Origin of the sequence: Sediminimonas qiaohouensis DSM 21189, assembly GCF_000423645.1 — a bacterium.
Classification (GTDB): Bacteria; Pseudomonadota; Alphaproteobacteria; order Rhodobacterales; family Rhodobacteraceae; genus Sediminimonas; species Sediminimonas qiaohouensis.
Genome location: NZ_AUIJ01000010.1, coordinates 1 through 13,926, shown reverse-complemented (window position 1 = coordinate 13,926; position 13,926 = coordinate 1). Strand labels below are relative to the sequence as shown.

At 64.0% G+C, this 13,926-nt stretch carries 13 protein-coding genes; 6 read left to right on the top strand and 7 right to left on the bottom strand.

What is annotated here, in order from left to right; all coding sequences use genetic code 11:
• Positions 1-175 precede the first annotated feature (175 nt).
• The gene (gene irr, locus G568_RS0109850) at positions 176-613 is read left to right on the top strand and encodes a Fur family transcriptional regulator Irr (protein ID WP_051202909.1); all 438 of its coding nucleotides are present in this window, start codon (positions 176-178) and stop codon (positions 611-613) included.
• Between the two features lie 28 nt (positions 614-641).
• On the opposite strand, the gene truA is transcribed toward irr, so the two are convergent.
• Positions 642-1,415: a tRNA pseudouridine(38-40) synthase TruA gene (gene truA / locus G568_RS0109845; RefSeq protein WP_026757868.1), complete on the bottom strand. Its 774-nt coding sequence runs from the start codon at positions 1,413-1,415 to the stop codon at positions 642-644.
• Positions 1,416-1,567: 152 nt separating this feature from the next.
• Between truA and G568_RS0109840 the strand changes: the two genes are divergently transcribed.
• Entirely contained in the window at positions 1,568-1,753 is a 186-nt protein-coding gene (locus G568_RS0109840; RefSeq protein ID WP_026757867.1) for a hypothetical protein, read from the top strand.
• A 290-nt stretch (positions 1,754-2,043) separates the two neighbouring features.
• Here the strand turns inward: G568_RS0109840 and G568_RS0109835 are convergent, their stop codons facing one another.
• Together G568_RS0109835 and glyA are read right to left on the bottom strand one after the other, a co-directional pair.
• Entirely contained in the window at positions 2,044-2,823 is a 780-nt protein-coding gene (locus tag G568_RS0109835) for an alpha/beta fold hydrolase (protein WP_026757866.1), read from the bottom strand.
• Between the two features lie 65 nt (positions 2,824-2,888).
• Positions 2,889-4,172, bottom strand: coding sequence for a serine hydroxymethyltransferase (gene glyA, locus G568_RS0109830; RefSeq protein ID WP_281169001.1), 1,284 nt, complete (start codon positions 4,170-4,172; stop codon positions 2,889-2,891).
• A gap of 169 nt (positions 4,173-4,341) precedes the next feature.
• Here glyA and G568_RS0109825 point away from each other — a divergent pair, with 169 nt between their 5' ends.
• Complete coding sequence (locus G568_RS0109825) at positions 4,342-5,103, top strand: NAD kinase (RefSeq protein WP_026757864.1); 762 nt, start codon at positions 4,342-4,344, stop codon at positions 5,101-5,103.
• Positions 5,104-5,113: 10 nt separating this feature from the next.
• On the opposite strand, the gene G568_RS0109820 is transcribed toward G568_RS0109825, so the two are convergent.
• The 3 genes from G568_RS0109820 to G568_RS0109810 all read right to left on the bottom strand — a co-directional run bounded on the left by G568_RS0109820 (position 5,114) and on the right by G568_RS0109810 (position 9,913).
• Positions 5,114-5,539: a hypothetical protein gene (locus G568_RS0109820; protein ID WP_157084367.1), complete on the bottom strand. Its 426-nt coding sequence runs from the start codon at positions 5,537-5,539 to the stop codon at positions 5,114-5,116.
• Between the two features lie 61 nt (positions 5,540-5,600).
• The gene (gene prpE, locus G568_RS0109815; protein ID WP_026757862.1) at positions 5,601-7,496 is read right to left on the bottom strand and encodes a propionate-CoA ligase PrpE; all 1,896 of its coding nucleotides are present in this window, start codon (positions 7,494-7,496) and stop codon (positions 5,601-5,603) included.
• Between the two features lie 137 nt (positions 7,497-7,633).
• On the bottom strand, positions 7,634-9,913 hold the full coding sequence (locus G568_RS0109810; protein WP_026757861.1) for an NADP-dependent malic enzyme: 2,280 nt from the start codon (positions 9,911-9,913) through the stop codon (positions 7,634-7,636).
• Positions 9,914-10,182: 269 nt separating this feature from the next.
• On the opposite strand from G568_RS0109810, the gene upp reads away from it, so the two are divergent.
• Entirely contained in the window at positions 10,183-10,815 is a 633-nt protein-coding gene (upp, locus tag G568_RS0109805; protein ID WP_026757860.1) for a uracil phosphoribosyltransferase, read from the top strand.
• Positions 10,816-10,884: 69 nt separating this feature from the next.
• Entirely contained in the window at positions 10,885-12,132 is a 1,248-nt protein-coding gene (locus tag G568_RS0109800; RefSeq protein WP_084627382.1) for an SPOR domain-containing protein, read from the top strand.
• A 14-nt stretch (positions 12,133-12,146) separates the two neighbouring features.
• On the opposite strand, the gene G568_RS0109795 is transcribed toward G568_RS0109800, so the two are convergent.
• Positions 12,147-13,217 (bottom strand): hypothetical protein, encoded by a 1,071-nt coding sequence (locus G568_RS0109795; RefSeq protein ID WP_342664617.1) that lies wholly within the window; start codon positions 13,215-13,217, stop codon positions 12,147-12,149.
• Positions 13,218-13,653: 436 nt separating this feature from the next.
• Between G568_RS0109795 and G568_RS0109790 the strand changes: the two genes are divergently transcribed.
• Positions 13,654-13,926, top strand: a 273-nt coding sequence (locus tag G568_RS0109790) for an IS5/IS1182 family transposase (RefSeq protein WP_026757992.1), incomplete at its 3' end; no start/stop codon positions are given.

The window sequence follows — 13,926 nt, the reverse complement described above, 5'->3', positions numbered from 1 at the left end:
GATGTGCCCCTTTCGTGGTTTTTCGGCGGTGTTGTGTCCCCTTAGCGTCTATCACCGCGCGTAGCGGGCTTGCAAGCCTGCCTTGCCGTCCGCGCGCCCGCCTTGGGCGGAGGTTTTCGTTTGAAATTCCCCCGTTGCGGCCTCTATATTAACAGGTGAATGAAAGGATCCGACCATGAGCGCAGCTGACGACACCATCACCGCCGAGGGCTCTCGCCGCGCCGGCGCTTGGCTGTCGAGTGCGGGCCTGCGCCCGACGCGGCAGCGGATCACGCTGGCGGCGCTGCTGGTGGGGGACGGGCAGGATCGCCACGTCACCGCTGAAAGCCTGTTCACCGCCGCCAAGGACCAGCGCGCGAATGTCTCGCTGGCGACGGTGTACAATACCTTGCGCGCCTTTTGCGACGCGGGATTGATGCAGGAAGTCACCGTTGACGGCACGCGCAGCTATTTTGACACCAATACCCACGACCACCCCCATTTCTATTGGGAGGATTGCGGCACCCTGTGCGATGCCCCGGCCGAGGATCTTCAAATCACCAATCTGCCCGACGCCCCAGAGGGCGCCGAGATCGCGTCGGTCGACGTGGTGATCCGCCTGCGCCGCAAGTAAGCGCGCCGATCACCGCCCCGCGCCGGCCTCAATCGTTGGTGAACGGGTCCGGCACATACCCCACCTGCGACAGGTAGAGGCCATGCGGCGGGCACACCGGCCCGCATGCGGCGCGGTCGCGCGCGTCAAGGGCCGCGCGTACGTCATCGGGCGCCCAGGCCCCCGCGCCGACCCGCTCCAGCGTGCCGACGATGCTGCGCACCTGGTTGTGAAGGAACGACCGCGCTTTCAGGTGAAACCGCAGCTCGCGGCCCGACAGGCCTTCCGTCTCTTCGATTTCCAGCAGGTCCAGCGTTTTGACCGGGCTTTTCGCCTGGCAAATGGTGGAGCGGAAGGTGGTGAAATCGTGATGCCCGACCAGGTGCGTCGCGCCCGCGCGCATCGCGTCCACGTCCAGATCGCGCCGCACCTGCCACACCAGCCCCGCCTCAAGCGACGCCGGCGCACGCCTGAGCAGCAGCCGAAACAGGTAGCGCCGATAGGTGGCCGAGAACCGCGCGTGCCAATCGTCCGCGACCGCCGCGCAATCGGTGATCGCCACCGGCGCGGGCTTGAGGTGATAGTTCAGCGCCTCGCGCAGGCGAAACGGCTCCCACTCCTTGTGCAGGTCGCAATGCGCCACCTGCCCAAGGGCGTGCACCCCGGTATCGGTGCGCCCCGCCGCGCCGATGCCGGGGGCGTCCGGCTCCAGCCGCGAAAGCGCCGCCTCGACCGCCCCCTGCACAGAGGGCAGATCGCGCTGGCGCTGCCAGCCACGAAACGGCGCGCCGCTATATTCGATCCTGAGGGCATACCTGGGCATGCCCGCGCCGATAGCCGATATTTTCGCCCGCGAAAAGGGGATTTGCCCCGCGTATGACCCAGATCAAGGAAACCCGCCCGCCGTCGCGTTATGATTATTTGCGGCGGCGCGTTTGGGTGCGCCGGTGGTTTGATCGACAAGGGATTTGCGACATGCTGCGACTTGCGTTGGTAATCTATATCCTTGCCGGGGTCACTTTGGCCGGCATTTTCATGATCGCCGCTTTGGCGGCGGGCTATGACACGCTCAACCCGATCCTGATCGCCGTGGCGGTGGGCGCGATCGCGGCTATGCCAATCTCATGGATGGTCGCGCGGGCGTTGAGTTCGGATACCTGATTTTCGGTTCCCGCAGCGCCCATGCGGCGTATCGCGGGCCGGGCGGTGGCGGTACAAGGGAGGGGTCCCCGTTGGGGCCGCCGCCGTCCTTTTTCTTTTCTGGGCCATGTCGGCGCTTTGTTCCGCAACGTTTGTGCGCGGTGATGGGGTGGATGCCTCCGGCGGGGATATTTGGAGCCAGAAGAAATATCGATCGCGCAAGGCCTTGGGGGCAGGTTAAGGGTTTGTTCACAAGCGTGCGGTTCAAGCGCCGAGTTGTGCGCTACGTACGTTCGCTCCGGTAGGGAATTTCAGGTTGCGGGCGGGGCGCTCTGTTCCAGCCAGACGCGGAGCGCGGCCTCGAATTCGCGCGGTTTTTCCGCGTGCAGCCAATGCCCTGCATCGGGGATTTTCGCGAATTGCGCGGCGGGGAAAAGTTGTTTTATAACAGGTCTGTACTCGCGTTTCACGTAGTGCGAGTCGGCGCCCGACAGGAACAATGCCGGCCCCTCATAGGGGTCTGTCAGGTGCTTGGGAAAGGACAGGATACCGGGCATTTCGCGGGCCAGGACTTCGAGGTTCAGGCGCCATTGTTTTGCTTTGATATCAATGGATTGAGTGAAGAACCCCGGCAAAATCGGATCCTCGAGCAGGTCGGACAATTGCGCCTCGGCATCGGCGCGTCTTTTTACCTTGCCCAGGTCAACGGCTTTCATCGCCTCGATATACTGCATCTGGCCGTGGTCATAGCGCACGGGCGCAATATCTGCCACGATCAGGCGGTTCACCAGCTCGGGTCGCGTGAGCGCCAGCACCATCGCCGCCTTGCCGCCCATCGAGTGCCCCAGCACGTCAACCGGCCCGTCCAGCGTATCGATCACCTCGGCCAGGTCGGCGGCCAAGTCCTTGTAATTGTGGGAGTTATACCAAGGGCTTTCGCCGTGGTTGCGCATGTCCACGGTGATCACGCGCCGTGTTTGGGACAAGCGCTTGGCCAGCGCCCCCCAGTTGCGCCCGGCGCCAAACAACCCGTGCGCGATCAAAAGCGTCGGCGAATCGGTTTGATCGCCATATGTGGTGAGGTTCAGCATATATCCCGTCTACCCCCGCAGCCGCCGCTTGACCAGTGCAGCGTGCCGCGGGGGGATTTGGCGGATCACAAGTTATTGTAAATCGGGAATTTTTCGCACATCTTCTCGACGCCTTCGCGGACGGCTTTCTCGATCTCGGCGTTGGCGTCTTCGCCGTTGGCGGCGAGGCCATCGACGACCTGCACGATCCACTGGCCGATCTGGCGGAACTCGGCCTCGCCAAAGCCCCGCGTCGTGCCCGCCGGCGTGCCCAGACGCACGCCCGATGTCACCGTCGGCTTTTCGTCGTCGAAGGGGATGCCGTTCTTGTTGCAGGTGATGCTGGCGCGGCCCAGGGCCGCCTCGGTCGCGTTGCCCTTGACGCCCTTGGGTCGCAGATCGACCAGCATCACATGCGTGTCGGTGCCCCCCGTCACGATGTCGAGGCCTCCCTTCATCAGCTCATCCGCCAGTGCCACCGCGTTGGCGCGGACCTGCTTCTGGTAGGTCTTGAACGACGGCTCAAGCGCCTCGCCAAAGGCCACGGCCTTGGCCGCGATCACGTGGCAAAGCGGCCCGCCCTGGATGCCGGGGAAGATGGCCGAGTTGAATTTCTTCGCCAGACCCGCGTCATCGGTCAGGATCATGCCACCGCGCGGGCCGCGCAGCGTCTTGTGCGTGGTCGTCGTGGCCACGTGCGCGTGCGGAAACGGCGAGGGATGCTCGCCCGCCGCCACCAGACCGGCGAAATGCGCCATGTCCACCAGCAGGTACGCGCCGACGCTATCGGCGATCTCGCGCATGCGGGCGAAATCCACCTGTCGCGGGATAGCCGAGCCCCCCGCGATCAGCAGCTTTGGCTGGTGCTCGGTCGCGAGCGCCTGCACCTGGTCGTAATCGATGCGCTGATCGTCGCGCCGCACGCCGTAATGCACCGCGTCGAACCATTTGCCCGACTGGTTCGGCGCCGCGCCGTGGGTCAGGTGCCCGCCCGCATCGAGGCTCATCCCCAGGATCGTATCGCCCGGATGTAAAAGAGCGGTAAACACGCCCTGGTTCGCCTGGCTGCCCGAATTGGGCTGCACGTTGGCAAACCCGCAGCCAAACAGCTGCTTCGCCCGCTCGATCGCGAGGTTCTCGGCCTTGTCGACAAACTCGCACCCGCCGTAATAGCGCCGGCCGGGATACCCTTCGGCGTACTTGTTCGTCAGCACGGAACCCTGCGCCTCGAGCACCGCCGAGGACACGATGTTCTCGCTCGCGATCAGCTCGATCTCGTGGCGCTGACGAGACAGCTCATCCCGGATCGCGCCGTACAACTCAGCATCGCGATCGCGCAAACTCGTCGTGAAAAAACCTGTGTCGGTCATATGAAGCTCCGTCATGGGGTCCGCGTTGAAATGCTTGTTAGTGTAAACCCGGTAGGGGGGGAAGTGTTGAAAGCGACGCAGTCGCCTATCTGTGCGTCAGGGCTGGTGTATTACGCGGCTATGTGTTTCGATCTGCCCTTGTGACAGCCGTGAAGTTCAGGATTGCCCGATGAGCATGAAGATCGCATTTGTGGCCAGTCGGGCCGAAAGCTCGCGCGCGGCGCGAGAGATGTTGGCCGAGCGGTACGGGGATGTGCCCCTGGCCAAGGCGGATGTGGTCGTCGCCCTTGGCGGCGATGGGTTCATGTTGCAAACCCTGCACAGCACGCAGCACCTGTCGGCGCCCGTCTACGGGATGAACCGGGGCACGGTCGGCTTCTTGATGAACGAGTTTTCCGAGAACGGGTTGATCGACAGGTTGAACGCCGCCGAGGAGGCCGTGATCAACCCGCTGGCGATGCGGGCGACCTGCGCCGATGGCACCATGCACGAGGCGCTTGCCATCAACGAGGTGTCATTGCTGCGCGCGGGGCCGCAGGCGGCGCGGTTGCAGATTTTCGTCGATGACAGGCTGCGCATGACCGAACTGGTGTGCGATGGTGCGCTGGTGTCGACGCCGGCGGGGTCAACCGCGTATAACTATAGCGCGCATGGCCCGATCCTGCCGATCGGGTCGGATGTTCTGGCGTTGACGGCGATTGCGCCGTTTCGGCCGCGGCGCTGGCGGGGGGCCTTGTTGCCCAAGACGGCCAAGGTGCGCATCGACGTGCTGGAGCATGAAAAGCGCCCGGTGATGGCGGATGCCGACAGCCGTTCGGTCCCGAACGTGGTGCGGGTGGAGGTGCATAGCGAGGCGTCCATTCGCCACCGGCTTTTGTTCGATCCAGGGCATGGGTTGGAAGAGCGGCTTATTCGCGAACAGTTCGTCTAGGCATCGACGGTCAGGCGAAGGCCGCCACGGCCAGGCCAAGCGCCAACAGCGCAAACAGGTTCGCCAGTTTGCTGAGCCGGGCCATCCTTGCCGCTGGCGGCGGCGTTTCGCGGCGCCATGCCCGCAGCGATAGCGCCTGAATCCATGCCGCGCAGATGGTCAGCGCGATAACCGCAACGATCTTGGCCCAGAACAGCCACGGCAAGGGCGAAAGCCCGCCGTATCGGCCTTGGATCAGCCAAACGCCCGTCACCCATAGGATGACGATGGACAGCGCCGAGATCTGCCCCAACCGACGCTGAAGCCGTCCCAAAGCCGGGCGCGTTTCGGGGGCCGCCCGCGCGGCCATGCGGCCGGCAAGCATGCCTGCAACGCCCCCGCCTATCCCGAGGGAAAAGGCGAGGTAGTGCAGAAAACTCAGCGAGATGAGGGTCAAAAGCGCCTCCTGATCTATAGCACCGAAATGCTAAGCGGCGCGGCATGACCGATCAAGTCACTTAGCCCTTGGCGTAGCCGATTGGCTGCAAAGCGGTACGGATCTCGTCAAGGATGTCCGGGTCGTCGATGGTTGCGGGCATCTTGAAGTCTTCGCCATCGGCCAGCTTGACCATCGTGGCGCGCAGGATCTTGCCCGAGCGCGTTTTGGGCAGGCGATCCACCACCACGGCCAGCTTGAACGCCGCGACCGGGCCGATTTCGTCGCGCACGCGGGCGACGCATTCCTTCACGATCTCCGAATGCTCGCGGTTCACGCCCTTGGTCAGGCACAAGAAACCCATGGGCAGTTGTCCCTTGAGCTGATCCGTCACGCCGATCACGGCGCATTCGGCGACGTCCGGGTGACCGGCAAGGATCTCTTCCATCGCGCCGGTGGACAGGCGGTGCCCGGCGACGTTGATCACGTCATCGGTGCGCGCCATGATATAGAGGTAGCCGTCCGCGTCGATCATGCCGGCATCGCCGGTCTCATAGTAACCGGGGAAATGATCGAGGTAGGATTTGCGGAAACGATCCTCGGCGTTCCACAGCGTTGGCAAGGTGCCGGGCGCCAGCGGCAGCTTGATCGCAACGGCCCCCAGCGTGTCAGGGCCGACAGGTTGGCCGGCCTCGTCCAGGATCTGCACGTCGTAGCCGGGCATTGGCACGCCCGACGAGCCAATCTTGATCTCCATTTCCTCGATCCCCATGGGGATGCCGGTGATGGCCCAGCCGGTTTCGGTCTGCCACCAGTGATCGACGACGGGCACCTGCAACTGTTCCTTGGCCCAGTTGATCGTGTCCGGATCCGCGCGTTCCCCGGCGAGATACAGCGTGCGCAGGCAGCTTAGATCGTACTTGCGGACGAACTCGCCCTTGGGGTCTTCGCGTTTGATCGCGCGGAACGCCGTGGGCGCCGTGAAGAAAGAGCGCACGTTGTGTTCCGATATTACGCGCCAGAAGGTGCCGGCATCGGGGGTGCCGACGGGTTTGCCCTCGAACACGATGGTGGTGTTGCCGTGGATCAGGGGCGCGTAGCAGATATAGCTGTGCCCGACGACCCAGCCCACGTCCGACGCCGCCCAGAACACATCGCCGGGGTCCACGTTATAGAGGTTCTTCATCGACCAGTTGAGCGCGACAAGGTGCCCGGCCGTGGGGCGGATGACGCCCTTGGGCTGTCCGGTGGTGCCCGATGTGTAGAGGATATAGGCGGGGTGATCGCCCTCGACGGGGACGCAATCGGCGGGCTGAACGCCGTACTGGAACCCGTGCCAGTTGACATCGCGGCCCTCTTTCAATTCGGCAACTTCTTGTTCGCGCTGGAAGATGACGCAGAAATCGGGCTTGTGCGTGGCCTGATCTATGGCGCCGTCCAAGAGCGGTTTGTAGTGCACCACGCGACCCGGCTCGATCCCGGCGGAGGCGGCGATGATTGCCTTGGGTTTGCAGTCGTCGATGCGCACGGCCAATTCGTGGCTGGCAAACCCGCCGAACACGACCGAATGGATCGCGCCGAGACGGGCGCAGGCCAGCATCGCCTCAAGCGCCTCGGGGATCATGGGCATGTAGATGATGACGCGGTCGCCCTTTTCCACGCCCTTGTCGCGCAGCGCGCCGGCGAGTGTGGCGACGCGGTTGCGCAGCTCGACATAGGTGATTTCGCGCTTGGTGTGGGTGACGGGGCTGTCGTGGATGATGGCCGGCTGTTCGCCGCGCCCCTGCTCGACATGGCGGTCGACCGCGTTCCAGCAGGTGTTGACCAACCCGTCCTTGAACCATTCATAAAGCGGGGCGTTGTCGTCGAACAATGCCTTGCTGGGCATGCGATCCCAATCGATGGCCTCGGCCTGTTTCATCCAGAACCCGTCGGGGTCGTTCTTCCAGGCGTTGTAGACTTCGGCGTAAGTGGTCATTTGCTGGCTCCTCCATCCCGCATGCGGCTGTATGCCGTTTGCGCGTTTGTTACGCGGCGTCACTTGATCGGGCAAGGGGCGCACCTGCGCCGCCTTGACGCTGTTTGCGCTATCGTACCCCCATGGCGTGCAGCCCGTCAGCCATAATGCGCAACGGGCGTTCCGGCGATGGCCGCGACGTTCAACAGGCCCCGCGGGGTGATCGACGGATTCACGATATGCGCCTTGTTCCCCATCCCCATCAGGATCGGCCCGACCTCAAGCCCGCCGCCCTTCATCTTGAGGATATTGCGCACGCCAGACGCCGCATCGGCATGGCCGAAGATCAATACATTTGCCGGGCCGTCGAGGCGGTTGTTGGGCAAGAGGCGGCTACGCAATTCCGGGTCAAGCGCGGTATCCACGTTCATCTCGCCCTCGTAGGAGAAATCCCTTGGCTCGCTATCGAGGATCTCCAGCGCGGCGCGCAGCCTTGCGCCGGACCCTTCAGCCTGGTTGCCGAATTGCGACTGTGCGCAAAAGGCCACGCGCGGCTCTAGCCCGAAGCGCCTGACGTGACGTGCCGCGCCGATCGCGGCTTCGGCCAGTTGTTCGGGCTTGGGCAGGGAATGCACATGCGTGTCGGCGATAAAGAGGGGACCGTCCTCCATGATCATCATAGACAGGGCGCCGTGGGGGCGCAGATCGCCGGTGGCCAGGACCTGGCTGACGTAGTTGAGATGCCAGCGATATTCGCCAAAGGTGCCGCATATCAGGCTGTCGGCCTCGCCGCGATGAACCATAACGGCGCCGATGGCGGTGGTGTTGGTGCGCATGATCGCGCGGGCGAGGTCGGGGGTGACGCCGCGCCTGGCCATGATGTCGTGATACGTGCCCCAATAATCGCGGTAGCGCGGGTCGTTCTCGGGGTTGACGATCTCGAAATCGCGGCCGGCCTTGATCGTCAATCCGGCGCGTTCCGCGCGTGCTTCGATCACTTCGGGGCGGCCGATCAGGATGGGCTGTTCGGTGGTGTCTTCCAGAACCGCCTGCGCCGCGCGCATGACCCGCTCGTCCTCGCCTTCGGCAAAGACGATGCGGCGCGATGCGGTGCGCGCCGCCTCGAACACGGGCCGCATAAGGAGGGCCGATTTGAACACCGATCCGTCAAGGCGGGTCTTGTATTCATCCAGGTCCTCGATGGGGCGTGTGGCCACGCCCGACTCCATCGCCGCGCGTGCCACGGACGAGGACACGATGCCGACAAGACGCGGATCGAACGGTTTGGGGATCAGGTAGTCAGGGCCGAACGTCATGGATTCGCCGTGATATGCCGCCGCCGCCTCTGCGGAGGTGGTGGCGCGGGCCAGCTCCGCGATCCCTTCGATGCAGGCCAGTTGCATGGCATCGTTGATCTCGGTCGCGCCGACATCCAGTGCCCCGCGAAAGATGAAGGGAAAGCACAGCACGTTGTTGACCTGGTTGGGAAAATCGCTGCGCCCGGTGGCGATGATGGCGTCGGGCGCAACGCTACGCACCTCATCGGGAAGGATTTCGGGCGTCGGATTGGCCAGCGCGAACACGATCGGTTGGGGGGTCATCCGGGCGACCATGTCGGCGGTGAGCGCGCCGGGGCCCGACAGGCCAAGGAACATGTCGGCGCCCTCAATAACCTGCGCCATGTCGCGCAGATCGGATGCCTGGGCATAGGCGGCCTTTTGCGGGTTCATGTCCTGCTCGCGCCCCTCGTGGACCAGACCGTGAATGTCGCACAGCCAGACATTCTCGCGCTTGACGCCCAGTTTCAGCAGCATGTTGAGGCAGGCAATGCCAGCCGCGCCGCCGCCGGCGCTGACCACCTTGATGTCTTCGAACCGTTTGCCCGCGACATGCAGCGCGTTCTTGGTCGCCGCGCCAACAACGATTGCGGTGCCGTGCTGATCATCGTGGAACACGGGGATGTTCATGCGCTCGCGGCAGATCTTTTCGACGATGAAGCAATCGGGCGCCTTGATGTCTTCGAGGTTGATCGCGCCAAAGGTCGGTTCCAGCGCGCAGACGAGATCGGCCAGCTTTTCGGGGTCGGATTCATTCAGTTCAAGATCGAAGCAGTCGATACCGGCGAATTTCTTGAAAAGGACAGCCTTGCCTTCCATGACCGGCTTTGCCGCCAGCGGGCCGATATTGCCAAGGCCCAGCACCGCCGTCCCGTTGGTGACCACGCCGACCAGGTTGCCGCGCGCGGTATAGCGGCTTGCGTTGGTCTCAAGCTTGCCGATCTCGACGCAGGCTTCGGCAACGCCGGGCGAATAGGCGCGCGCCAGGTCGCGGCCATTGGCAAGCGGCTTGGTCGCGCGGATCTCGAGTTTTCCGGGGCGCGGCTGTTCGTGATAGGTCAGCGCCGCCTCTCTTGCTGCCTCTTTGTGGTTATCTGTCATGCCGATCCTCCCTGTTGCTGCCGGATTGTTTAGCGTTAAACCATCTTTCATTTGCATGGAAGGCGCTGAATCGTGCCGGGGTCAATGTGCCCTAGATTGCAAATTTGCGCGGCAGGGGTCACTGATTTTCTTCGCGGCCCAAAAGCGAGGGGCCCAATTTGGCGTTTTGCGCACCGCCCCATTGCGCGGCGCATGCTTGCGGGGGTAAACCAGAGCGACACCACCGGAGCGACACCATGGTTCGGGTACGAACAGCAACTGGAGCATTCATGAGCGAGCATCTCACCGTCGTCACCCATCCGCTGATCCAGCACAAGCTCAGCCATATGCGCGACAAGTCAACGCCATCGGGACAGTTCCGGCAGTTGCTGCGTGAGATTAGCCAGCTACTCGCGTATGAGATCACGCGCGAGCTGCCGATGACCACGAAAAAGATCGACACCCCGATGGAGACAATGGATGCGCCCGTTCTGGAGGGGCGCAAGCTGGCGCTGGTTTCGATCTTGCGGGCGGGCAACGGGTTGTTGGATGGCATGCTTGAACTGATGCCGGGTGCGCGGGTTGGCTTTGTTGGCCTCTACCGCGACGAAGAGACGCTCAAGCCCGTGCAGTACTACTGCAAGCTGCCCGATCAGCTGGACGAGCGGTTGGTGATAGCCGTCGATCCGATGCTGGCGACGGGCAATTCCTCGGCGGCGGCGATCGATCTGCTCAAACAGGCCGGCGCGACCAATATCCGCTTCCTGTGCCTGCTGGCCGCGCCCGAAGGTGTCGCCCGCATGAAGGAGGCGCATCCGGATGTGCCTATCGTGACTGCCGCGTTGGACAGGCAGTTGAACGAAAAGGGATATATCATGCCGGGCCTAGGTGATGCGGGTGACCGGATGTTCGGCACCAAATAAGCCCCTCGACGCTTTACTCAGTGATGTATCTCGTGCACAGTGCTCACAACATTTCGTGTGGGGGCACAAATGAAGACTGCCAGTTTGCTATGCTGCGTGCTCGTGGCCATGTCTTTCGGGGCAAGTGCGGCGCACGCGCAATCACTCCGCAATGCAGAGCCGCCCGCCGAGGTGCCGCCGCCCTCGTATGAGGGCAAGCAATACGTCGATAGCCGCGGTTGCATCTATGTCCGTGCCGGACTCGATGGGGCGGTGCGTTGGGTGCCGCGCGTCACGCGCGACCGGCAGCATATTTGCGGGGCGCAACCGACATTGGCGCGTGCCGGTCAGGTGCCCGTCACGAAACCAAAGCAAGACAAGGCGCCCAAACCTGCGCCCAAGGTTGCAGCCAGCACGGCAAAGCCAACCGCCACGGCTGCGATGGGCAACACATACAACGCACCGGCAAAGAAGACGATGCGCAAGCCGGTTGTGCCCGCGCAAAAGACTTCGGGAAAGCGTAGATCGCCCGTTGTTCAGGGCGGGTGCACGGATTTGTCGGCATTGTCCCGGCGATACATGGGCAATGATCCGGATGTCCGGTGCGGCCCGCAGCAGGTTTCGCCGGTAACGCCGGGGCAAAGCACGGGTGCGCGCGCCGCATCATCCGCAGGGGCGGCAAGCGGTGGCAGCCCTGCGCGCGGTGTGGCCATTGCGCAAGGGACGCGGATCGTGCCGCGCCATGTCTATGAGCAACAGTTGCAAACCGCCGATCTGAACGGTCCGCCCGAAGGCTATAGCCCGGTTTGGGAGGATGACAGGCTGAACCGCAAGCGCGCGCATCAGACCCTGACCGGCAAGCGCAGCATGGAAGCGCGGTGGACGCGCACGGTTCCGCGGCGGTTGAAGCCTGCGCAGTTGCGCGCCGGAACGGTGGTTTTCGACCCCGATAGCGCGCGGATCGTTACACGGGCCCGGACACGCGTCACGGTCTCGACCAGGTCGCGCACGCAGCAGACCGAGGCGAAGCCATCGGGCGCGACCACGCCGCGCGTTTCGACCAAGGGGGCCGCGCCCCAGCCCGAGCCCGGGCGCAAGATGCGCGATGCCACGCACCGCTACGTTCAGGTCGCGCATTTCTTCGACCCGGAGGCGATGCGCGCCGCGACGCGCAAGCTCAGGGCAGCAGGGCTGTCGGTGCGGGTGGGCCGGTATTCGAAGGGCGGGACAGAGTATCAACTGCTTCTCGCCGGGCCCTATGATGCCGAGAGCAAACTGCGTGCGGCATTGTCGGTGGCGCACAAGGCCGGCTTCGGGGGTGCACGCCTGGGCAAGTAGGGCGTCGCCCGTGTTCAGCCGCCGCAGATGCCTTGCAGGCGGATCCAGTCGCCATCGCTAAGGACCGGGCGCGACGTGCTGTTTGCGTAAGGGTCCGCCTCGATCAGGGGTAGCGTCTTTTCACCCGTGATATCAAGGGCGTAGGCGTAGGGGCTGCTGCGCACCTCCTGCGCATCAAAAGCCCCCAGCAGGGCCGCGTCGTCAACCCTGGGCGTGGGTTGGGTTAGCCGCGCCTCGGCGTAGCCGCGCAAGGTTTCGGTGGACAGGCGCCCGGTCGTCAACAATTTGAAGCTATCAGAAACCCCGCCATACCGGAGCAGCCGCGCCAACGGATCGCGCCGCTCCGCGCGCAGTTGTTCGGCGAGGACATAGCCGGCGACAACGTCGGGGTCTTCGTGATCTTCCACCAGCGTCCGGCTCAGCAGCATGATACGCCCGGGCAATTGCACGGTGTCGCGCACCCCTTCGCGCATCACGATCAGACGATCAACCTGTCCGTCCGGCGCAGGAAGGCGCGCCGACAGGCGCCGCAGGGCGAGGTTGGCCGCGGGCGTGGTGCACGGCGCGCCGGTGACGCGCCGGACATGGGCGAGAAGGGCCTTGCCGATCTCCTCGCGCTTGACCTCGGGGACGACGGAAACGGTGTGGCTTATCAACGCGTTAGGGAGCCAGAACACCCCCAAGGCAAGCACCGCCAAGACGACGGTCGCAAGCGTGACAAGCCGCAGGCGCCCCGGGCGCGGGCGGTGGCGATGGATGGCTGCGCGCAAACGCTCGATCTCGGATATGAAATGGTCCTCGTCCTCCGGGAATTCGAGGGTTTCGCCAGGGTCGCCATCGGGTTGATATATCGCGGGTATTTCGCCCGGGTTGGTGCGCTCCAGCGCGGGCAAGGACCAATGCGCAAGCACCCTGTCATGGGTGTCGGTGATGATCAGGGTGGCATCGCCGATGGACACGATCACGTCGCGCCGCTGATCCTCGGGGGTGGCCCGCCAGAGGCCTGTCGCCTCAAGGCGTTGGTATTGCTTCAAGGCCGTCATGGGCGTCTGCTCTGCCTCGCTGGGGTTGCGTGACGATAGCATGACCGCCGCGTGAGTGGCAATTGGCCCCCCGCACGCGGGCCGCATCCGGCCGTGCGGATGATTCGGTGGTTAATGCCTCGGTTTTGCAGGGATCGGCGCGTCGGTATTGCGCCGGCCCCGCGTCGGTATCGCGTCGGTATTGGCACCGAGCACGGGGCAGGTAAATGCGGCGCACGGCGCGCAACACCACAAGATGTAGAGAGGGGCGGATTGAGGCGGAGAGAGAGACCGCGCCGGCCCGGCCCCCCAGGACCCAGGATTGCAGGAGCCGACACGCAGGGGGCGTGGCTATGCGGGGCGAGACTACGCTTGTCCGCCGATGGAAAATGATTACGATAGAACTCATCACAATTGAAAGCTGGGTAACGAGATGGGCTCTGTTGCACAAAGCGCGTGAGGGATTCATGTCGCGAATCCAGTGTGGTAGCTGGGCGACATGAGCAGACCCACACCCCCAACCTACAAGACCAGGAACTGGCCGGCCTATAACGAAGCGCTCAAGCGCCGTGGCTCGCTGACAGTCTGGTTTGACCCGGAGATGATCTGGGAGGCTGCGCCGACCGGTAAGCGCGGTCGGCAGCAGACCTACAGCGACACCGCTATCCAGACATGCTTGACGATGAAAGTGTTGTTCGGCATGGCGCTACGCCAGACCACAGGCTTCGTCGAGAGCCTGCTGCATTTGGTCGACCTGGACTGGCAGGTGCCC

Coding starts and splice junctions, on each gene's coding strand:
- irr (WP_051202909.1), top strand. CDS start 176: ATGAGCGCAGCTGACGACACCATCACCGCCGAGGGCTCTCGCCGCGCC.
- truA (WP_026757868.1), bottom strand. CDS start 1,415: ATGCCCAGGTATGCCCTCAGGATCGAATATAGCGGCGCGCCGTTTCGT.
- G568_RS0109840 (WP_026757867.1), top strand. CDS start 1,568: ATGCTGCGACTTGCGTTGGTAATCTATATCCTTGCCGGGGTCACTTTG.
- G568_RS0109835 (WP_026757866.1), bottom strand. CDS start 2,823: ATGCTGAACCTCACCACATATGGCGATCAAACCGATTCGCCGACGCTT.
- glyA (WP_281169001.1), bottom strand. CDS start 4,172: ATGACCGACACAGGTTTTTTCACGACGAGTTTGCGCGATCGCGATGCT.
- G568_RS0109825 (WP_026757864.1), top strand. CDS start 4,342: ATGAGCATGAAGATCGCATTTGTGGCCAGTCGGGCCGAAAGCTCGCGC.
- prpE (WP_026757862.1), bottom strand. CDS start 7,496: ATGACCACTTACGCCGAAGTCTACAACGCCTGGAAGAACGACCCCGAC.
- G568_RS0109810 (WP_026757861.1), bottom strand. CDS start 9,913: ATGACAGATAACCACAAAGAGGCAGCAAGAGAGGCGGCGCTGACCTAT.
- upp (WP_026757860.1), top strand. CDS start 10,183: ATGAGCGAGCATCTCACCGTCGTCACCCATCCGCTGATCCAGCACAAG.
- G568_RS0109800 (WP_084627382.1), top strand. CDS start 10,885: ATGAAGACTGCCAGTTTGCTATGCTGCGTGCTCGTGGCCATGTCTTTC.
- G568_RS0109795 (WP_342664617.1), bottom strand. CDS start 13,217: ATGCTATCGTCACGCAACCCCAGCGAGGCAGAGCAGACGCCCATGACG.